This window comes from Aeromonas sp. R2-4, assembly GCF_040908365.1.
Lineage (GTDB): Bacteria > Pseudomonadota > Gammaproteobacteria > Enterobacterales > Aeromonadaceae > Aeromonas > Aeromonas veronii.
On record NZ_JBFODO010000043.1, the window covers coordinates 58379 to 75558 of the forward strand.

The 17180-nt window shown below is 61.3% G+C and carries 17 protein-coding genes; 11 read left to right on the forward strand and 6 right to left on the reverse strand.

Annotated features, from left to right (window positions below):
* Nucleotides 1–69: 69 nt before the first annotated feature.
* Together AB5Z05_RS16645 and AB5Z05_RS16650 are read right to left on the reverse strand one after the other, a co-directional pair.
* On the reverse strand, nt 70–1296 hold the full coding sequence (locus AB5Z05_RS16645; protein ID WP_368152261.1) for a winged helix-turn-helix domain-containing protein: 1227 nt from the start codon (nt 1294–1296) through the stop codon (nt 70–72).
* Nucleotides 1297–1403: 107 nt separating this feature from the next.
* On the reverse strand, nt 1404–1997 hold the full coding sequence (locus tag AB5Z05_RS16650) for a TetR/AcrR family transcriptional regulator (RefSeq protein WP_368152263.1): 594 nt from the start codon (nt 1995–1997) through the stop codon (nt 1404–1406).
* A 107-nt stretch (nt 1998–2104) separates the two neighbouring features.
* On the opposite strand from AB5Z05_RS16650, the gene AB5Z05_RS16655 reads away from it, so the two are divergent.
* Nucleotides 2105–3028, forward strand: coding sequence for an ABC transporter six-transmembrane domain-containing protein (locus AB5Z05_RS16655; protein ID WP_368152264.1), 924 nt, complete (start codon nt 2105–2107; stop codon nt 3026–3028).
* 28 nt (nt 3029–3056) lie between these two features.
* Nucleotides 3057–4445, forward strand: a complete 1389-nt coding sequence (locus tag AB5Z05_RS16660; RefSeq protein ID WP_368152266.1) for an NAD(P)/FAD-dependent oxidoreductase — start codon at nt 3057–3059, stop codon at nt 4443–4445.
* A 39-nt stretch (nt 4446–4484) separates the two neighbouring features.
* Here the strand turns inward: AB5Z05_RS16660 and AB5Z05_RS16665 are convergent, their stop codons facing one another.
* The gene (locus AB5Z05_RS16665; RefSeq protein WP_368152268.1) at nt 4485–5132 is read right to left on the reverse strand and encodes a class I SAM-dependent methyltransferase; all 648 of its coding nucleotides are present in this window, start codon (nt 5130–5132) and stop codon (nt 4485–4487) included.
* A 144-nt stretch (nt 5133–5276) separates the two neighbouring features.
* Here AB5Z05_RS16665 and AB5Z05_RS16670 point away from each other — a divergent pair, with 144 nt between their 5' ends.
* The 7 genes from AB5Z05_RS16670 (at nt 5277) to AB5Z05_RS16700 (ending at nt 11888) form a co-directional block, all read left to right on the forward strand.
* The gene (locus tag AB5Z05_RS16670) at nt 5277–5951 is read left to right on the forward strand and encodes a thermostable hemolysin (protein ID WP_368152269.1); all 675 of its coding nucleotides are present in this window, start codon (nt 5277–5279) and stop codon (nt 5949–5951) included.
* Nucleotides 5948–7444, forward strand: a complete 1497-nt coding sequence (locus tag AB5Z05_RS16675) for an AMP-dependent synthetase/ligase (protein ID WP_368152270.1) — start codon at nt 5948–5950, stop codon at nt 7442–7444. Before AB5Z05_RS16670 ends, AB5Z05_RS16675 begins: the two co-directional genes overlap by 4 nt.
* A complete protein-coding gene (locus AB5Z05_RS16680; RefSeq protein ID WP_005347997.1) occupies nt 7441–8094 on the forward strand; it encodes a TenA family transcriptional regulator in 654 nt (217 codons plus the stop codon). The genes AB5Z05_RS16675 and AB5Z05_RS16680 overlap by 4 nt, the downstream gene beginning before the upstream one ends.
* A 34-nt stretch (nt 8095–8128) precedes the next feature.
* Nucleotides 8129–8998: an SDR family oxidoreductase gene (locus AB5Z05_RS16685; protein ID WP_042082681.1), complete on the forward strand. Its 870-nt coding sequence runs from the start codon at nt 8129–8131 to the stop codon at nt 8996–8998.
* Between the two features lie 67 nt (nt 8999–9065).
* On the forward strand, nt 9066–9632 hold the full coding sequence (locus tag AB5Z05_RS16690; protein ID WP_234704167.1) for a tetratricopeptide repeat protein: 567 nt from the start codon (nt 9066–9068) through the stop codon (nt 9630–9632).
* Nucleotides 9633–9762: 130 nt separating this feature from the next.
* Nucleotides 9763–10449, forward strand: coding sequence for a response regulator (locus AB5Z05_RS16695; RefSeq protein WP_005335091.1), 687 nt, complete (start codon nt 9763–9765; stop codon nt 10447–10449).
* On the forward strand, nt 10446–11888 hold the full coding sequence (locus AB5Z05_RS16700; protein ID WP_368152272.1) for an ATP-binding protein: 1443 nt from the start codon (nt 10446–10448) through the stop codon (nt 11886–11888). Before AB5Z05_RS16695 ends, AB5Z05_RS16700 begins: the two co-directional genes overlap by 4 nt.
* Nucleotides 11889–11982: 94 nt before the next feature.
* Here AB5Z05_RS16700 and AB5Z05_RS16705 read toward each other — a convergent pair whose 3' ends face one another.
* The 3 genes from AB5Z05_RS16705 to AB5Z05_RS16715 all read right to left on the reverse strand — a co-directional run bounded on the left by AB5Z05_RS16705 (nt 11983) and on the right by AB5Z05_RS16715 (nt 14418).
* On the reverse strand, nt 11983–13275 hold the full coding sequence (locus tag AB5Z05_RS16705; RefSeq protein WP_368152273.1) for a phospholipase: 1293 nt from the start codon (nt 13273–13275) through the stop codon (nt 11983–11985).
* Nucleotides 13276–13308: 33 nt separating this feature from the next.
* Complete coding sequence (locus AB5Z05_RS16710; RefSeq protein WP_236758141.1) at nt 13309–13785, reverse strand: CesT family type III secretion system chaperone; 477 nt, start codon at nt 13783–13785, stop codon at nt 13309–13311.
* A 138-nt stretch (nt 13786–13923) separates the two neighbouring features.
* The gene (locus tag AB5Z05_RS16715) at nt 13924–14418 is read right to left on the reverse strand and encodes an ATP-dependent zinc protease (RefSeq protein WP_368152275.1); all 495 of its coding nucleotides are present in this window, start codon (nt 14416–14418) and stop codon (nt 13924–13926) included.
* A gap of 381 nt (nt 14419–14799) precedes the next feature.
* Here AB5Z05_RS16715 and AB5Z05_RS16720 point away from each other — a divergent pair, with 381 nt between their 5' ends.
* Both AB5Z05_RS16720 and earP read left to right on the forward strand, forming a co-directional pair.
* Complete coding sequence (locus AB5Z05_RS16720; RefSeq protein ID WP_042078931.1) at nt 14800–15843, forward strand: GMP reductase; 1044 nt, start codon at nt 14800–14802, stop codon at nt 15841–15843.
* Nucleotides 15844–15939: 96 nt separating this feature from the next.
* Entirely contained in the window at nt 15940–17136 is a 1197-nt protein-coding gene (gene earP / locus AB5Z05_RS16725; RefSeq protein ID WP_368152276.1) for an elongation factor P maturation arginine rhamnosyltransferase EarP, read from the forward strand.
* The last annotated feature ends 44 nt before the right edge of the window (nt 17137–17180 follow it).

Here is a 17180-nt window from a genome sequence, read left to right on the forward strand (position 1 = left end):
GCCGCTCGTTTCATCTCCCGCTCCCGAACTGTTTATCCCTCTTGCAGCTTAGCCCAGAAGGGATAGATCTCACTTTGCAGGGGCGCTTTCATGCCACAACGTCAGCAAATTGGCCGGAATGGCACCATAACGAAGCTGCGGGGTCTGATGCCAGTCAGCCAGCTTTTGCAGGGCTTTCGCCAGATCCTGTGCAAGCGTACGGGTCACTCTCACCCCGGTTTCCAGATAGAGGCTCTTGATCTCGAAGATCCCCTGCTGACGATGAGCCTTGGCATCCATTCTGCCCACCAGCTTGCCACGATGGAGCAAGGGCAACACGAAGTAGCCGTATTGACGCTTGGGGGCTGGGGTGTAGCACTCGATGCGATAGTCAAAATTGAACAGTTCACTGGCCCGTTTGCGATCCCACACCAGCGGGTCAAACGGCGACAAGACGGTGGTATGGGTTGCCTTGAGGGTGCCCGCCTGTGCCCTTGCCAGCTCATCGGCCAGCGAGGCGTGCACGAAAGCACCGTGCTGCCATCCCTCCACCCGTACCGGCAACAGCTCCCCCTCGTCCGCCAGTTGATGGAGCAAGGCGTCATATTTGCCGCGCCGCAGCCGGTAGTAGTCCGCCACCCAACCGGTTTTGACCAGCCCCAGCGCTCGGCAGCTGGCGCGCACCATATCACGCTGCGCCAGCTCGACGCTCGGCAGATCCCGCTGGTCGCTCCACTCGGGGATGACCCGCTCGGCGAGATCATAGACCCGCTGAAAGTTGCGCCGCTCCCGCACCATCAGCTGACCGGTGGTAAACAATACCTCCAGATGGCGCTTCTCCGGCTTCCAGTCCCACCAGCCATTCCCCTTGCCGGTTGTGCGTTCAAAGTCGGCCGCCCGCACCGGGCCATGCTGGCGAATGCGCTCGATAAGCAGGTCGATCTCCTGCTGATGGGTGGCTAGCCAGTTGGCCGAAAACTTCCACCCCATGGCGGTGGGGTCGAGCATCCGGTGGCGCAACAGCCGGTAATCCTCGCGGGGCACAAAGCAGGCCTCGTGGGCCCAATATTCGAAGATCTCGCCGTCGGCCAGCAGCTGCTCCAACCAACGCGGTTCGTACTGGCCAAGCCGGCTAAAGAGCACCAGATAGGGGCTGCGCGCCACCACCGAGATGGTATCGATCTGCAGCAGCGCCATGCGACGAATGGTGGCCAACAGGTCGGCCGGAGTCGCCTTGCTGCGACGGGGGGCGAGCAGCCCCTGCGCCGCCAGTTGCAGATGACGGGCATCCTGCAGTGACAAATGGGTAATCGACATCAACAACCGCTCCCTGGTATCTGGCTATCGCGCGCCCGGCGGATAGCCAACAAAACCGGGGGAGGCTCCACGCTGGCATGCCTCCCCTTCCTTGTGTGCCTGCGCCGCTATGAGTGGGCCGGGGGCAAGACCAGCTGATTGACCACCAGCATGATCTCTTGATAAGTGGCCTCTACCGTCTCGGGGGTCGGCTCCAGAATGAGGTCATCGGCATAGCCGTTGATGAGGGAGGTGATCTGACGTGCCAGTCGCCGAGCATCGCCCGCCACAAACTCGCCACTGTCGATCCCCTTTTGCAGGATCTGCTCCAGCACCTCGCGCCAGGCCAGAATGATTTTGCGGTAGCTCTCGGCAAACACAGGGTCGCGCAGTGACTCGTTCCAGGCATCTAGGTAGATGGCCCAGGAGGCATCCTGACTGGTCGGCAGGTTGTCTCGCACAAAGAGCGGCAACGCTTCGCGGGCTGGCAGCGGCAACAGCCACTCCCGCAGCTCGGCGATCTCCTGATAGGTGAAACGCTCCACAGCGCAGAGGCAAAGCTCCTTCCAATCCTTGAAGTAGTGGTAGACGTGACTGCGCGCCAGACCGGTGCGCTCGGCAATATCACGGGTTGACGATGCCGCCATCCCCTTCTCCCGAAACAGGGCCAGTACGGCCTCGATGATCATCTCTTTGCGCTGTTCTGCTGATGGGCGTGCCATCTGACCTCCTGCGATATCCATCGTTCTGCTTGACTTTGAGCAGTCGCTCAAACAAACTTTGAGCACTCGCTCAAACTTAGCGTTTCCGACATCTTAGGAGATAACCCATGACAACACCAACCACTTCGGCAGCCAGTTGCGACGAGCAGGCCACGCCGTTGCCACACTCGGCCGGTCGTTCGCTGGGGGCGATTGCGCGGGCCAATCCCCTCAAGCTGGCAGGCACCTTCTCGCTGGTGGCCCTCGAAAACATCCTGCTGGTGGTCTATCCCCTGTTCGCCGGCTTTGCCATCGACGCCATCGTCAAGGGCCAGTGGCTACAGGCCTCGAGCTACGCCCTGATCGTGCTGCTGTTCTGGCTCATCGGCGCCCTGCGCCGGGCGGTCGATACCCGCACCTTTACCCATATCTATGCGGCACTGGCGGTGCCGGTGATCCTGACCCAGCGCCAACAGCAGGAGGGGCAATCTACCATAGTGGCGCGGGTCACCCTGGCGCGGGAGTTTGTCGACTTCTTCGAGAAACATATCCCGATCCTGGCCACCAGCCTGATCTCCATCGTCGGTGCGGCCGTGATGCTGATGGTGATCGAGTTCTGGGTCGGCATCGCCTGCATGGGGATATTGTTGCTGTTCGGCCTGCTGCTACCCGGCTTTTCGCGCAAGAACCAGCTGCTGCACGAGCGGCTCAACGATCGGCTGGAACACGAGGTCAAACTGGTCACCCATGCCCAGTCAACCAGCCTCGCCCGCCACTACCGCGCGCTGGCCTGGCTCCGAATCCGGATTTCGGATCGGGAGGCACTCGCTTTTCTGGCGGTCGGCATCAGCGCCTCCCTGTTGTTCCTGCTGGCCATCACCATGCTGATGGCCCAGCCCCAGGTCTCGGCAGGCCATGTCTATGCTGTGATGACCTACCTCTGGAACTTTGTCACCAGCCTGGATGAGGGGCCCGGTCTTGCCGATCAGCTGGCCCGGCTGAGAGACATAGGTCGCCGGGTCAACACCGCCCAACCCGATGAAATGATTTGATATTTTGTATCTGTAACCGGAGTAGAAGATGAATCCGACCACCCTTTGCCAACGAGCGTTGACCATGTGCATCAGCTGTTTTTTCCTCGCCGCCTGCGGCCCCAAGATGAGCGACTTTGAGCCCAACACCAGCTACTGGTTCAAGGAGAAACCGGCAGAGGAGAGCGCCCCGCTGGCGCAAGACCTGAAGGTGGATATCGCCATCATAGGTGGCGGCTACAGCGGCCTCTCCAGTGCCTGGCATCTGGCCAAGGCCAACCCGTCGCTCAAGATCGCCATCTTCGAGGCCAAGCAGGTGGGCAGTGGTGCCTCGGGCCGCAACGGCGGCATGGTATTGCCGGGCTCCGAGGTGATGGATCTCTATGAGGAGGGGGAAGCGAGCAAACGCCACTACGATCTCACCGTCGCCAGCATGCGCAAGCTGCAGGCGCTGGTCGCCTCAACCGGCGTCGAGGCCGACCTCAAGCTCGATGGCTATGTAGAGGCAATCCTCGATGAGGAGGATATCGCCGAGTACCGCGACTATGTGAAAACCGCCAATCGCCTCGGCATCCCGCTCCAGTACTGGAACGCCGATACCACAGAGGAAAAACTCGGCACCGATCGCTACGTGGGGGCGGTCTACGACCCCAATGGCGGTCAGGTACACGCCATGAAACTGGTCAATGCCCTGCGCAAGGCGGTGGAGCAGTCGGGCGTCACCATCTACGAGCAGAGCCCGGTAATGGGGATCAAGGAGGGCAAGCAGATCGAGCTCAATGTGGCCGACAAGTACAAGGTGACCGCCGACAGCATAGTGCTGGCGACCAACGGCTATACCTCAAAACTTGGCTACTTCAGCGGCCGGGTCTTTCCGGTACACGCCCAGAGCGCCGTCACCGAGCCGCTCACCAAAAAGCAGCTGGCAGCCATCCAGTGGCAGAGCCGGGTGCCCTACTACGACACCCGCAACATCCTGTTTCATCTGGTATTGACCCCGGATAACCGCATTGTCATCGGTGGCGGCAATGCCGAGTACGTCTTCAACGACGGCCTCAACTACAAGGGCGATCTTAACTGGGTCAGCGAGATGATGATGACCGAGCTGGTGACCCTCTATCCGGCCCTCAAGGGGATCAAGTTTGAGCAGGTGTGGGACGGGGTGCTCGGCATGACCGGCGACAGCACCGAAGCGGTGGGGGTGATGGGGGCTCACAAGAACATCTACTACGCCCTCGGCTACAACGGCCACGGCATCAACCTCTCCTTCCTGTTTGGCGACATCGTGGCCAGCCTCTATCAAGGCAAGGAGCATCCCTGGTTCAACCACGCGGAGCAGAGTCTGCCGATGTGGCTGCCGCCAGAGCCGTTCAAGTCAATCGGCGTCAAATCTGCCTTGATGTACTACCAGTGGCAGGACAAGGGCTACAAGGAGTAGCGCCGGGCGAACCCGACGAGTAACAGAAGAAGGCACGCATCAGGGCGTGCCTTTCTGCAATACCGCCACATCGGCGTGGGGGAAGCTGAGCTCGGCCTGCCAGCGGGCGGCCAGCACCTGAAACGATGCCTCGGCAAAGAAGACTATGTGGGTCGGGTCGTGGCGATAACGCCAGTTTTTAAACCGCTCGTCACTGAGCACCCGCTGGGTTTGCAGCACCAGCAGGCCGCCGGGCTTGAGGCAATCCCACAACTGCGCCAGCACCGTGCGCGGCTCGGCGATATGCTCTATCACCTCGGTACTGGTGATGAAGTCATACTGACGCGTCAGCAACTCGGGAAAATCGGCGTAGAACTTGTCATACCCCGCCATCTGGTAACCCGCCTCGCGCCCCATCGCCACCAGCGCAGGGCCGGGACCGCAGCCAAAATCGAGGCCGCAGGCAGGAGTTGGCACCCGACTCAGTACCTCGCCAAATGCCCGCATCAAAAAAGTGCGATAACGGGGATCATCCACCCGATTGTCGTGACCGTCATAGACCGCCTTCTCCGCCGCCTCATCCAGATGATCCGCCTCATCCAGCCAGACCAGCTCGCACGCGAGGCAGCGATGATAGCGCTTGCCCGCCACCGGCAGGGGATAACTGCGATGGCTGGCACACAGGGGGCAGCTGACGGTGGATGACATGGCGGTTCCTCTTGGGGGCTTCCTGTTGGATAACAGCGGCGCAGATTGCCTGCCCGCTGCCTCGCTGACAACTTTTTTTGCTCCTTAAGGGTTTCTTAAGTTTGCCCTTTTACTCTCAAACCATCGCAAGAGAAGGAGTCACCCATGACCATCGAGATCCAGGCCCCCTACCGATTGCTGCTAGCCAAGTCCCCGCAGCAGGTCATGGCACTGCAAACCTATATCCAGGCAGCCTATACCCTCGAGTTCAACGCCCGCATCCCCCATTTTCTCCCCTGTCTGCTGGGGCTCTATCGGGCGGACGGGACGCTGGTCGGTGCCTGTGGTCTCAATCATGCCAGTGAGGGGCCTCTCTATCTGGAACAGTATCTGGAGCAAACCATCGAGGCCGCCATCAACACCCGCCTCGGGGTCTATCCGGCACGCAACCGCATTATCGAAGTGGGCAATCTGGCCTGCAGCGAACCGGGCAATGCCCGCCTGATGTTTGCGGCCCTGTGTCGTCTGCTATGTGAAAACGCCCTCGACTACGTGGTCTTTACCGGCACTGCCAAGCTGCGCAACAGCTTTGCCCGCCTGCAACTCAATCCGGTGGAGCTGGCCCCCGCACAGGCCCATCAGGTGGGGGCCGACGCCGATGCCTGGGGTAAGTACTACCGCTGCCAACCCAAGGTGATGGTGGGCGACATCAATCAGGGGCGCGAGGTGCTCGCCCAGAGCAGCCTGCTGCTCAATCTGCTGGCCCCCATGCCGACCCTGTTTGAGGATGCCAGCAAGAGCAGTGATAACCAGCCCCATCAAAAAAGGTGCGCCCAATGAGCCTGTTCGACGCCATCGCCAAACATGCCCGCGAGAATCCGCAATCCCCTGCGCTGCTGAGCAGCCAGCAGCGGCTCGATTACCAGACCCTGTGGCAACAGATCCAGCGTCTGGCCAGCCAGCTGCAACAGCTCGACATCAGCCGTCTGGCGCTGCAACTGGACAACGGCCTGCCCTGGGCGCTGCTGGATCTCGCCTGCACCCGCGCCGGTATCGTGGTGATCCCGGTACCTCACTTCTTCAGTCAGGCCCAGCAGGCCTGGTTGCTGGAGAGCAGTGGCGCCGATGCGCTGGTGGGCCCACATCATCAGGGGTGGCATGCCGCCGAGCCGCTCTCGCTGATCACCGGAGAGCTGCCACTCTGGCGCCACATACCGGCTAATCGACCGGCGCTGCCCAAGGGCACCGCCAAGATCACCTACACCTCCGGTACCACGGGCCAGCCCAAGGGCGTCTGCCTGTCACTGACCCAGATGGTGGCGGTAAGCCATGCGCTGGCCGAGCGAGTCGCGCCAGCCAAGGTAGAAAAACACCTGACCCTGCTGCCGCTGGCGACCCTGCTTGAGAACATCACCGGCCTCTATGTGCCGCTGCTGACCGGCGCCTGCAGCCGCATTCCGTCCCTCGGGGAGCTCGGTTTCAGCGGCTCCAGTTCGCTCAATGCGGCCATGCTGGGGGAGGCCCTGCTGCGCTGGTCGACCCAGAGTCTGGTGCTGGTCCCCGAACTGCTGCGCCTGCTGCTGGCACTCTGCACCAGCACCCCAACGCTGGCCCAGCAGCTCAAGAGCCTGCGCTTTATTGCCGTCGGTGGCGGCAAGGTAGCCCCCGACCTGATCAAACATGCCCGCCAGCTCGGCCTGCCGGTGTATGAGGGATATGGCCTCTCGGAGTGCGGCTCCGTGGTGGCGCTCAACAGCACGGATGCTGACAAGCCAGGCAGCGTCGGCCGCCCCCTGCCCCACTGTCAGGTCACTATCGCCAGCGACGGCGAAATTATGGTGAGCGGCAGTGCCATGCTGGGCTATCTCGGCAGCAACGAACCGACTCCCGAACAGATCGCCACCGGCGAACCTTCTGCCATGCAGATCGCCACAGGCGATCTGGGTCATCTGGATGATGAAGGCTACCTCCATATCACCGGGCGCAAGAAGAATGTCCAGATCACAGCCTTTGGCCGCAACTTCTCCCCCGAGTGGGTGGAGGCCGAGGCCCAGCTCTGCCCCGCCATCGCCCGCATCGTGGTCTTTGGTGATGGTCAGCCCGCCAACGTGGCGCTGATCCAGCCCCTGCCGGGCAAAGAGGCGGATCTGCCACGCCAGATCGCAGGTCTGAACCAGCGGCTGCCCGATTATGCCCGGCTGCACCACTGGTTGCCGGTGGCACTCGACCAGCATCCTGGCCTGCTGACCGCCAACGGGCGTCCCCGTCGCAACGAGATTTACCAACACTTTTCCCGGCAAATCAGCCAATGCCTTACAGGAGAATCGTCATGAGCTTCTACCAGACTCTGCAACAAGCCACTGCTCAGGAGCGTGAGCATCTGTTCAACGCCCCCATTATCGAAGCCTGTCGCCGTGGCGATATCAGCCGTGACACCTATCTCGCCTTTCTGGCGCAGGCTTACTACCACGTGCGCCACACAGTTCCGCTGCTGATGGCCACCGGCGGCAAGCTGGGTCAGGAGTACGAGTGGGTGCGCGGTGCCATTGCCGAGTACATCGACGAGGAGTATGGCCATCAGGAGTGGATCCTCAACGATATCCGCGCCTGTGGCGGTGATGCCGAGGCGGTGCGCCACGGCCAGCCCGGGCTGCCCATCGAGCTGATGGTCGCCTTCCTCTACGACCAGATCCAGCGCGGCAACCCCATGGGCTTCTTCGGCATGGTACAGGTGCTGGAAGGCACCAGCGTGGCCATCGCCCTCACCGTCGCCGACCAGCTGAAGAAGGGCCTCGGCCTGCCACCTCAGGCGATGAGCTACCTGAGCTCTCACGGCGCCCTGGATCAGGAGCACCTCAAGTTCTTTGAATCCCTGATGGATCGGGTCGAAAGTCCGGCGGATCAGGCGGCCATCATCCACGGGGCCAAGGTGGTCTACCGCCTATATGGCGAGATGCTCTACAACCTCACCGCCACTGTGTAAATCGGCAGCAGAAAGCAAAAAGGGAACCCACACCATGAATCTTGAAGGGAAACTCGTGCTGCTCACCGGCGCCAGCGGTGGCATAGGTGAAGAGCTGGCGCAGGAGCTGGCGGCCCAGGGTGCACACCTGCTACTGCACGGACGTCGCGGCCCCGCACTGGAGCGGCTGTGCAAGTCACTGCCCCACCCCGAGCGCCATCAGGTGGTGCTCGCCGACCTCGGCTCCGCCCAGGAGCGGGCCAAGCTGTTGCAACACCCGGCACTGGAGGACGGGATCGACATCCTGATCAACAACGCTGGCTGCAACCAGTTTGCCTGGCTGGAAGATCAGAGCTTCGAGCAGGTGGAGCGCCAACTGCTGCTCAATATCGAGGCGCCCATCCAGCTCACCCGTGCCCTGCTGCCAACCATGCGCAAGCCGGGGATCATCATGAACATGGGCTCGAGCCTGGGCAGCATCGGCTACCCCGGTTACAGCGTCTACTGCGCCAGCAAATTTGCCCTGCGCGGCTTTAGCGAAGCGCTGGGGCGGGAGCTGGAGGGGAGCGGCATCAAGGTGCTGCACTTTGCCCCCCGCGCCACCCGCACCAAGCTCAATTCTGAGGCCGCTTACGAGATGAATGCGGCGCTCGGCACCCAGACCGACAGCCCGCAGGAGGTGGCCGAAGAGGCGGTCATCGCCCTGTGCAACGAAACCCGCCGCAGCTGGCTCGGCTGGCCGGAAAAACTGTTCGTGCGGCTCAATGCCCTGCTGCCCGGCATCGTCGACAAGGCGCTGGCCAGACAGCTGCCGATCATCAAACGTTATGCCCGTCATCTTCAGCCAGGGACGGCTGATGCCGGCGCAAACAGTGCGCCACAACCAGACTTGTCCCGCCCGATCCCGACCAAGAAGGAGCATTAATATGAATTTTGTCCGTCAATCAGTGACCTCTTGTGCCATCGCCATCCTGCTGGGGTCCTCCTCGGTCATGGCCGCGGGTGATGCCCTCGTCCCCATCCAGCAACAGTGGGCCGTCTGCCAGTATCAACAGACCGGCAAGGCGAAAGAGAGCTGCCTCGAAACCCTGAGCACCCAGGCCGAAGCGGCCAGCGCCAAGGAGCCTTTTCGCGCCGACCTGCTGATCTGGTCTGCCATCGTCAAGAGCACCTGGGCGGGGGCCAAAGGGGGGCTGGGGGCACTGGGTCTGGTGAAAGAGGCCAAGGCCAAGCTGGAGCTGGCGCTCAAGCAGGATCCCAAAGCGCTGGACGGCTCTGCCTACACCAGTCTGGGCTCCCTCTACTATCAGGTGCCCGGGTGGCCGGTCGGCTTTGGCGATGACGAAAAGGCAGAACAGCTGCTCAAGCAGGCGCTGGCCATCAATCCGGATGGCATCGACCCCAACTTCTTCTATGGCGACTTCCTGCTGGATCAGGGTCGCAAGGCCGAGGCCAAAACCTACCTCGACAAGGCGCTGGCCGCCCCGGCCCGCCCGGGCCGCGAAGTGGCCGACGAAGGGCGCAGAATGGAGATCCGCGATCGGCTGGCCAAGCTATAAAACCCTGATGGATCAAAGAACTATTTAAACTCTGCCCACCAGCTTGCATACTGGTGGGCAGGGTTGTTTATGCCACGGCACGCCCTGGCGCTGAGCCAGATCGCCACACCCAACAAACAGGGAGAGAAGAATGCGGATCCTGCTGGTGGAAGATGATGTGATGCTGGGGGATGGTATGCAGGATGCACTACGCCATAGCGGCTATACGGTGGACTGGCTGCAACAGGGGTTGCCCGCTCTGGCAGCCCTCAAGAGCGACGAGTTCGCAGCCCTGATCCTCGATCTCAATCTGCCCGACATCGATGGCCTCAGCCTGCTGCGCAAGTTGCGGCGTGAAGGACACCAGCTGCCGGTGCTGATCCTCACCGCCCGCGATGCGCTGGATGATCGGGTGGTCGGCCTTGATGCCGGCTCCGACGACTACATGGTCAAGCCCTTCGCCCTGCAGGAGCTCAACGCCCGCCTGCGCGCCCTGGTTCGTCGCAGCAAGGGGCAGGCTCAGGCGGTACTGGAGTATGGCGATATCCTTATCTATCCCGAATCCCAGCAGGTCACCTATCAGGGGGAGGCGGTCAAACTCACCCCCCACGAATACAAGTTGCTGCAGGAGCTGATCAGCCAGAGCGGCCGGGTGCTGAGCAAGGATCAGCTGCAACAGAGTCTCTACGGCTGGGATGAAGGCGCCGAGAGCAACGCGGTAGAGGTGCATATCCACCATCTGCGCAAGAAGTTCTACAGCGACCTCATCCGCAATATTCGCGGGGTCGGCTACATCATTCCCCAGCTCGAACAGCCAAGCCGGACACCCGCACGATGAAACGCCCCCGCTCCATTCGCCGCTTTCTGCTCACCGGTATCCTGACGCTGGTAAGCCTGAGTCTCACCATCAGCGCCTTTATCGGTTACATGGAGGCGAGCCACGAAATGGAGGAGCTGTTTGATGCCCGCCTCGCACAGTCGGCCCGCATCACCAACCAGCTGCTGGCTCGCTACATGGCCCAGCAGGGGCAACTGCCCGCCAACGGCACCGTCTATCAGGAGTGGGAGGCGCAAAATCCCGATGAGTGGCAAAAAGACCCCAGCCTCAACCTGACCGGCGAGGATCGGGAGATCACCCCCTACGGCCACGAGTTCGAACGCAATCTCTACTTCCAGCTGCTCGATGAAATGGGCGGCTTGCTGCTGCGCGCCCCCAGCGCCCCGGATCAGCCGCTGGTCACCCTGGCTATCGGCTTTGACACGGTCGAAAAAGATAATCACCAGTGGCGCACCTTCACCCTCTACAACCAGCAGGAGCAGACCTGGCTGGTGGTGGCCGAGCGGGACGACGAGCGCAGCGAACTGGCCAGCAAGATGGCCACCCTCACCATGCTGCCGCTACTGATCACCCTCCCCTTCCTGCTGGCCCTGCTCTGGTGGCTCATCACCCGCGGGCTGGCTCCCCTTCGTCAGCTGGCCCAGGCCATCAGCGAACGTCACCCCGCCAACCTGAGCCCCCTCAGCCTCAAGATAAGCGCTCAGGAGCTGACCCCCCTCACCAACGAGATCAACCGGCTAATGCAGGCGCTGGCGGAGACCATAGAGCGGGAGAAACAGTTTACCAACGAGGCGGCCCACGAGCTGCGCACCCCGCTGGCGGTGCTGCGGATCCACAGTGAAAATGCCCTGGCTGCCGAAGATGAAGTAAGCCGCCAGCAATCCCTGCACAAGATGCTGCAGGCCCTCGACCGCAGCGATCGGCTGATCCGCCAACTGCTGACCCAGGCCCGTATCGACAACCAGCAGGGACTGGTACTGACCGAGCTGGAGATAGGCCACCTGCTGCAAGGCACCCTGGCGACGCTGGCTCCCATTGCCCTCAAGAAGGATCAGCAGCTGTCGCTGGAGTGTGAATTGCCGCAGCTGGTGATGGGGCAGGCCACCCTGCTCGACCTGCTGTTCAGTAATCTCATCGACAATGCACTGCGCTACACCCAGCCAGAGGGCGAGATCAGGGTGCGGGTTCAGCGAGAGGGCAACCGGGTGAGGGTGGATGTGAGCGACAATGGCCCCGGCATTCCCGCCAGTGCCTTGCCCCGGCTGTATGAACGCTTCTTTCGGGTCAATCCCCAGCAGGGGGATGGCGTGGGTCTCGGCATGGCCATCGTTTCGCGCATCGCCCAGTTGCACGGCGCCGACCTCGATGTCCACAACCGGCCGGAAGGGGGGCTGGAGGTGAGCGTCTGGCTACCGACCCACACCCACTCCCAGCCCTGATCCGAAAATGACAACGCCTCCCAAGGGAGGCGTTGTTTATAGATAATTAGCACGCTGACGCTACGCGACTTGTCGCCGCGCCATCCCCGGCAGATCAGGCAAGCAGCGCATCCAGACCTGCCGTCACCGCCTCCATGCGATGCCCGCCAGAGTGTTCAATCACATAACGCTTGCCCACCTGGGAAGAGGCATCCAGCCCGAACACACCGTGCTCCACCTTCTGGCTCAGCGGATCCCCGCTGGTGTTGACGTGGGTGACATTGGCATCATCCAGCTTGTGAGCGAGGCGATCCCGCAATCCGACATGCAGCCCCATGCTGTTGAACGCCGTGACCTTGAGCCCGTGCTTGATGCCGGCATATTGCGCCAGACCGCCCCCCAGCGAGTGGCCCAGCACCTCGACCTTGCCGCCATACTGCTGGGCAAAGGCCTTGACCAGCCGGTCGGCATCTTGAAACGCGCTGTCCTTGATGCCAAGGGCCGCGCCAGCATCGCTCTTCAGGGTGCCGGGGCGTTTGGCAGGCTGAGTGCCCACAAACGAGAGCACCATGGTATCGCCACGCTTGTAAACGGCGACCTTGAGTGCAGACCAGGCATCACCTGTCAGGATAAAGGGGTCATTCTCGTTCTTGCCCGGGGTGACATGAAGCGTCAGGGCATTCCCGGTGCCACCGGAACCATCTTCACGGCGGGCCAATATCGAAGGGGGAATATCTGCCAGCGTGGCGTGACTGTAGCCTGCCGGCATCTCCCGATAACTGCTGGAGCAGCTGACCCGCGCCAGCTGGGCCGCATCCATCACCGCTCTCGCCCCCTCGGCAGTCAGCGGTTCCTGCTGCGCCTTCGCCACGAAGGCCGGTTTGATGATCCCCTTGGCGGCACTCAAGGCCTGCTGTGAGCCCTGTTGCAACTGCTCTGACATACCGAGCGGCAGATGGGAGGCCCCCTTCATCACGCTACCCGCCAACCCCAGAGAGGAGGAGGCCACCAGACGCGCCGCTGACTCGCCAAGGTTTTTCACCCCGGCCACCCCGGCCGTCACCGCACCGCTGGCCACGCTGCTGACGCCGCCGGTGATATTAGCCAACCCTTTGATAATGGCGCCCGTCCAGTAACGGGCTTTGCCCTTGGCACTCTGGGCATGGGAATCATGGCCGCCCTGGATGGCGATGCCAATCTTGCGAGCCGGGGCACTGAGGGTCAACCACTTGAGCGAGGTATTCAATACCTTGCCCGGCTGAACCCGGGAGCCGAAGCCGAGACTGGTATAGTGAGAGGCCAGATTGTGATGAACCGAGTGCTGGCGAGATGAGGATTGCACCTCGCCATGCTCATGAGAGGCCACAGCGCTAGCGCGCTGGGGTTGTCCAATGCTTTGAATAGACATCTTCTACTCCTGATTAATACCAATGACGATCCATCAACACGGGATCATGGCGCCAGATAACGGGGAGGGAATGGCAGCTGTCTCCTGCCGGGCGTGCAACGCCTGCAATTGCGTCTGCAAGGTGACGCCGAGATCAAGAAATTCGCCCAGGGTCTGCATAAACAGAGTTTTATCGAGCATTTCGATAAGAGAGGAAAAGGTCAGCACCAGATGGTTGCTGCGACTGTCCAGACTGATCTGGCTTCCCCCCGTGGTCAAACCAAACATGTTCAGCTCAAGGGCCGAGCGGGTCAGCTGCAACTGACTGACCGCATCGTCAGGCAGACGTAGCAAGGGGATATAGAGGTAGCATGCCTGCAGCTCATCGTTATCGGGCACTTCGACCAGGCACTCGCTATCCAGACCGAATGGCACACGGCAGTGGCCATCGCTGCCCAGACTCAAGGCTACGCCCTGCTGTTCGCCCGCGAGCAATAGCCATTCAGATACGATTTGTTGATAGGGTTTCACTATGATGCACTCCACGCTCAAGCCCTTGCTGGCGAACGAACTCGCACGCTTCAGGGTATGGTGGAGATGCTACCTCTGGTAGAGGGGCGGGGATTTAGCTGTGAAACGGCGTTTTTTAGATTCACGCCGAAATTGCCCCTAACGGCAGGCGGGCTGTACGGTAAAGGTTCGACTGGAGTCCACCGGGCCTAGCTCGGCCAGCAGCCGGCGGCCCAGCAGCACCGGATAGATCATCTTGCTGCGATCCCGCAGGGTGAACCACTCCTCATACACCTTGTCCCCCAGACAGATGGACATAGTCACCGTTGGCCGCTGCTCCATACCGCCCGCCCCACGCACCGTCACGCTGCGCTCGACCCGCCGCTCGAACTGCTGCTTGACCAATTTGCCGCTGTCGGCATCGGTCACCACCAGCATGAAGCGCACCCAGGGCTTGCCATCCCGTTTGAATCTGGTGATGGCGCGTGCATCGAGGGAAGAGGTGAGCGCCCCGGTGTCGAGTTTCATCTTTACCGCCACGCCGGTGGGCAAAATAAGCCCCTTCTCGATCCAGCCATAGCTGGTCGGGGTCTCAGCCAGCGCACTGCCACACAGTGCCAGCATCAAGGAGATCCCCACCATCATCTTGCCCATTTTACGACCCTGCCTTGTCAATCCTGCGCCCAGTTCTACCACAGTCCCATTGTGGGTCAATCCGATTTATTTCAGCTACTTGGATAATATCTGGCGGGTCAGGAGAGAGACGACAAAGAGTGGCCGAACGGCGGCCCAAGCGGGCGGGAATATCGAAGGAGAGCAAGGCACCGAACGGTGCTGGATGAAACTGGTGGTTAACCTCAGGTTGTGACGCCAAAGGCTACCACAAGGATTTACAAATTATCAGTCTTGTTCTGAAGGGATTTTTGCCTACACTGTTGTAAACCGGAGGACCTGAAAACCACCGGTTTTTTTGCGCCTGCCGAAAATTTGCCACTGCAAAAGTGACTTTCAACAAGGCTCAATAAGGAATTTGTAATGCGTATCGAAGAAGACTTGAAGCTCGGTTTCAAGGATGTCCTGTTCCGCCCCAAGCGCTCTACTCTCAAGAGCCGTTCCCAAGTAAGCCTGACCCGTCAGTTCACCTTCAAACACACTCAGACCCAATGGCAAGGCGTACCCGTTATCGCCGCCAACATGGATACCGTCGGCAGCTTCGCCATGGCGCGCACGCTGGCCGGTTTCGAGATGATGACCGCGGTACACAAGCACTACAACCTTGAGCAGTGGCAAGCTTTCGTCAACGAGACCGACCCGGCGCTGCTGGGCCATGTGATGGTCTCCACCGGCACCTCGGCTGAAGATTTCGCCAAGACCCGCCAAATCCTCGCCATGTCCGAAGCGCTGCGCTTCATCTGTGTCGATGTGGCCAACGGCTACTCCGAACACTTCGTTGAGTTCGTACGCAAGATTCGTGAAGCCTGCCCCAACCACGTCATTCTGGCGGGCAACGTGGTGACCGGCGAGATGGTCGAAGAGCTGATCCTCTCCGGCGCCGACATCGTCAAGGTCGGCATCGGCCCGGGCTCGGTCTGCACCACTCGCGTCAAGACCGGTGTCGGCTATCCGCAGCTATCCGCCATCATCGAGTGTGCCGATGCGGCCCACGGCCTCGGCGGCCAGATCGTCGGTGACGGCGGCTGTACCTGCCCGGGCGACGTCGCCAAAGCCTTCGGCGGCGGTGCCGACTTCGTCATGCTGGGCGGCATGCTGGCAGCCCACGAAGAGTGCGGTGGCGAGATCGTCGATGTAGACGGCGAGCCCTTCATGAAGTTCTACGGCATGAGCTCCTCCAGCGCCATGGACAAGCACGCCGGCGGCGTCGCGGAATACCGTGCCTCTGAGGGTAAAACCGTGCTGCTGCCCTACCGCGGCCCGGTCGAGAACGCCGTGCGCGACATTCTGGGCGGCGTGCGCTCCACCTGTACCTACGTGGGTGCCAGCCAGCTGAAAGAACTCACCAAGCGCACCACCTTTATCCGGGTACGTGAGCAAGAGAACAACGTCTACGGCAAGGAGTAACCTGCCACAGACCGCCGTCACGCGCTGACGGTTAGAAGCCCGTCAACCGGTGTGCTACCCTGCGCACCGGTTTTTTTGCATCTGGAACCCCGAGCCATGACCACTCCCCTGCCCCCGTTTGACTGGGATATCTTCTGCTGCGTCGTCGACAACTTCGGCGACATCGGTGTCACCTGGCGACTTGCCCGCCAGTTAAAGCGGGAGGGGAATATTGCGGCACATGGCAATGAGGTTCAGGTGCGGCTCTGGGTGGACGATCTGGCAAGTTTCGCCCGCATCTGCCCCGGGCTCGACCCGGCGCAGGATGGCCAGTGGGTCGATGGCATCTATATCCAGCACTGGCATGAGACCCTGCCGACCGACATGACTACGGCCAGGGTGGTGATCGAGGCCTTTGCCTGCGAACTGCCCGCCCCCTTCATAGAGCTGATGGCGAGCCAACCCAGCCCCCCATGCTGGATCAATCTGGAGTATCTCTCGGCAGAGAGCTGGGTCGAGGATTGCCACGCCCTCGCCTCGCCCCAGCGAGTGGGCAACCAGAGCCTCAACAAATACTTCTTCTTCCCCGGCTTTACCGCTAAAACCGGCGGTCTCTTGTGCGAGCACGACCTCATCGCCGAACGGGAACAGTGGCAACAGGATGAAGCGGGACTGGCTGCCTACTGGGCCAGCCTCGGATTGCCGCCCAGACAAGAGAACGAGCTGCGGGTCAGCCTCTTTACCTACGAGAGCGATGCGCTGAAGAGCCTGGTCGAGAGCTGGTGCCAGAGCGCCACGCCCGTCACCCTGCTGCTGCCGCTGGGGCGCTCTCTCAACGATGTGCTCACCGGTGCCGGTCTGACTGATGCCATCCCTGCGGCCAACGCGGGGGATCTGCTCCACTCGGGCAACCTCACCATCAAGCTGCTGCCGATGACCGATCAGGCCGGTTACGATCGACTACTCTGGAGCTGCGATCTCAATCTGGTGCGTGGGGAGGACTCCTTCGTGCGGGCCCAGTGGGCGGCTCGTCCTTTCCTCTGGCACATCTACCAACAGGAGGAGGAGGCCCATCTGGTCAAGCTGGAGCAGTTCCTTGACCACTACTTATCCGATCTACCCGCCGAGTGCGGCCAATGGCTGCGCTGCTTCAATCTGGCTCTCAACCGTGGCGAAGATTGCGGCGAACTTTGGGCCCAATGGCCCCGATATAGCGCCATTTGGCAGCAACATGGGCGAAGCTGGTCACAGAAGTTGCTCCGGGACGGGGATCTCGTCACGAGGTTGGTGAAATTTTTAGAAAGCCGTATATAATCTGGCAGTTTTTATCCGTCCGTTTCACGAACAGGAATTTTTTA

Excerpts from the sequence above, each read along its gene's own strand:
- AB5Z05_RS16675 (WP_368152270.1), top strand. The coding sequence starts at position 5,948 with ATGAGCCTGTTCGACGCCATCGCCAAACATGCCCGCGAGAATCCGCAA.
- AB5Z05_RS16720 (WP_042078931.1), top strand. The coding sequence starts at position 14,800 with ATGCGTATCGAAGAAGACTTGAAGCTCGGTTTCAAGGATGTCCTGTTC.
- AB5Z05_RS16715 (WP_368152275.1), bottom strand. The coding sequence starts at position 14,418 with ATGGGCAAGATGATGGTGGGGATCTCCTTGATGCTGGCACTGTGTGGC.
- AB5Z05_RS16670 (WP_368152269.1), top strand. The coding sequence starts at position 5,277 with ATGACCATCGAGATCCAGGCCCCCTACCGATTGCTGCTAGCCAAGTCC.
- earP (WP_368152276.1), top strand. The coding sequence starts at position 15,940 with ATGACCACTCCCCTGCCCCCGTTTGACTGGGATATCTTCTGCTGCGTC.
- AB5Z05_RS16655 (WP_368152264.1), top strand. The coding sequence starts at position 2,105 with ATGACAACACCAACCACTTCGGCAGCCAGTTGCGACGAGCAGGCCACG.
- AB5Z05_RS16660 (WP_368152266.1), top strand. The coding sequence starts at position 3,057 with ATGAATCCGACCACCCTTTGCCAACGAGCGTTGACCATGTGCATCAGC.
- AB5Z05_RS16700 (WP_368152272.1), top strand. The coding sequence starts at position 10,446 with ATGAAACGCCCCCGCTCCATTCGCCGCTTTCTGCTCACCGGTATCCTG.
- AB5Z05_RS16680 (WP_005347997.1), top strand. The coding sequence starts at position 7,441 with ATGAGCTTCTACCAGACTCTGCAACAAGCCACTGCTCAGGAGCGTGAG.
- AB5Z05_RS16650 (WP_368152263.1), bottom strand. The coding sequence starts at position 1,997 with ATGGCACGCCCATCAGCAGAACAGCGCAAAGAGATGATCATCGAGGCC.
- AB5Z05_RS16690 (WP_234704167.1), top strand. The coding sequence starts at position 9,066 with ATGGCCGCGGGTGATGCCCTCGTCCCCATCCAGCAACAGTGGGCCGTC.
- AB5Z05_RS16645 (WP_368152261.1), bottom strand. The coding sequence starts at position 1,296 with ATGTCGATTACCCATTTGTCACTGCAGGATGCCCGTCATCTGCAACTG.
- AB5Z05_RS16685 (WP_042082681.1), top strand. The coding sequence starts at position 8,129 with ATGAATCTTGAAGGGAAACTCGTGCTGCTCACCGGCGCCAGCGGTGGC.
- AB5Z05_RS16695 (WP_005335091.1), top strand. The coding sequence starts at position 9,763 with ATGCGGATCCTGCTGGTGGAAGATGATGTGATGCTGGGGGATGGTATG.
- AB5Z05_RS16665 (WP_368152268.1), bottom strand. The coding sequence starts at position 5,132 with ATGTCATCCACCGTCAGCTGCCCCCTGTGTGCCAGCCATCGCAGTTAT.
- AB5Z05_RS16705 (WP_368152273.1), bottom strand. The coding sequence starts at position 13,275 with ATGTCTATTCAAAGCATTGGACAACCCCAGCGCGCTAGCGCTGTGGCC.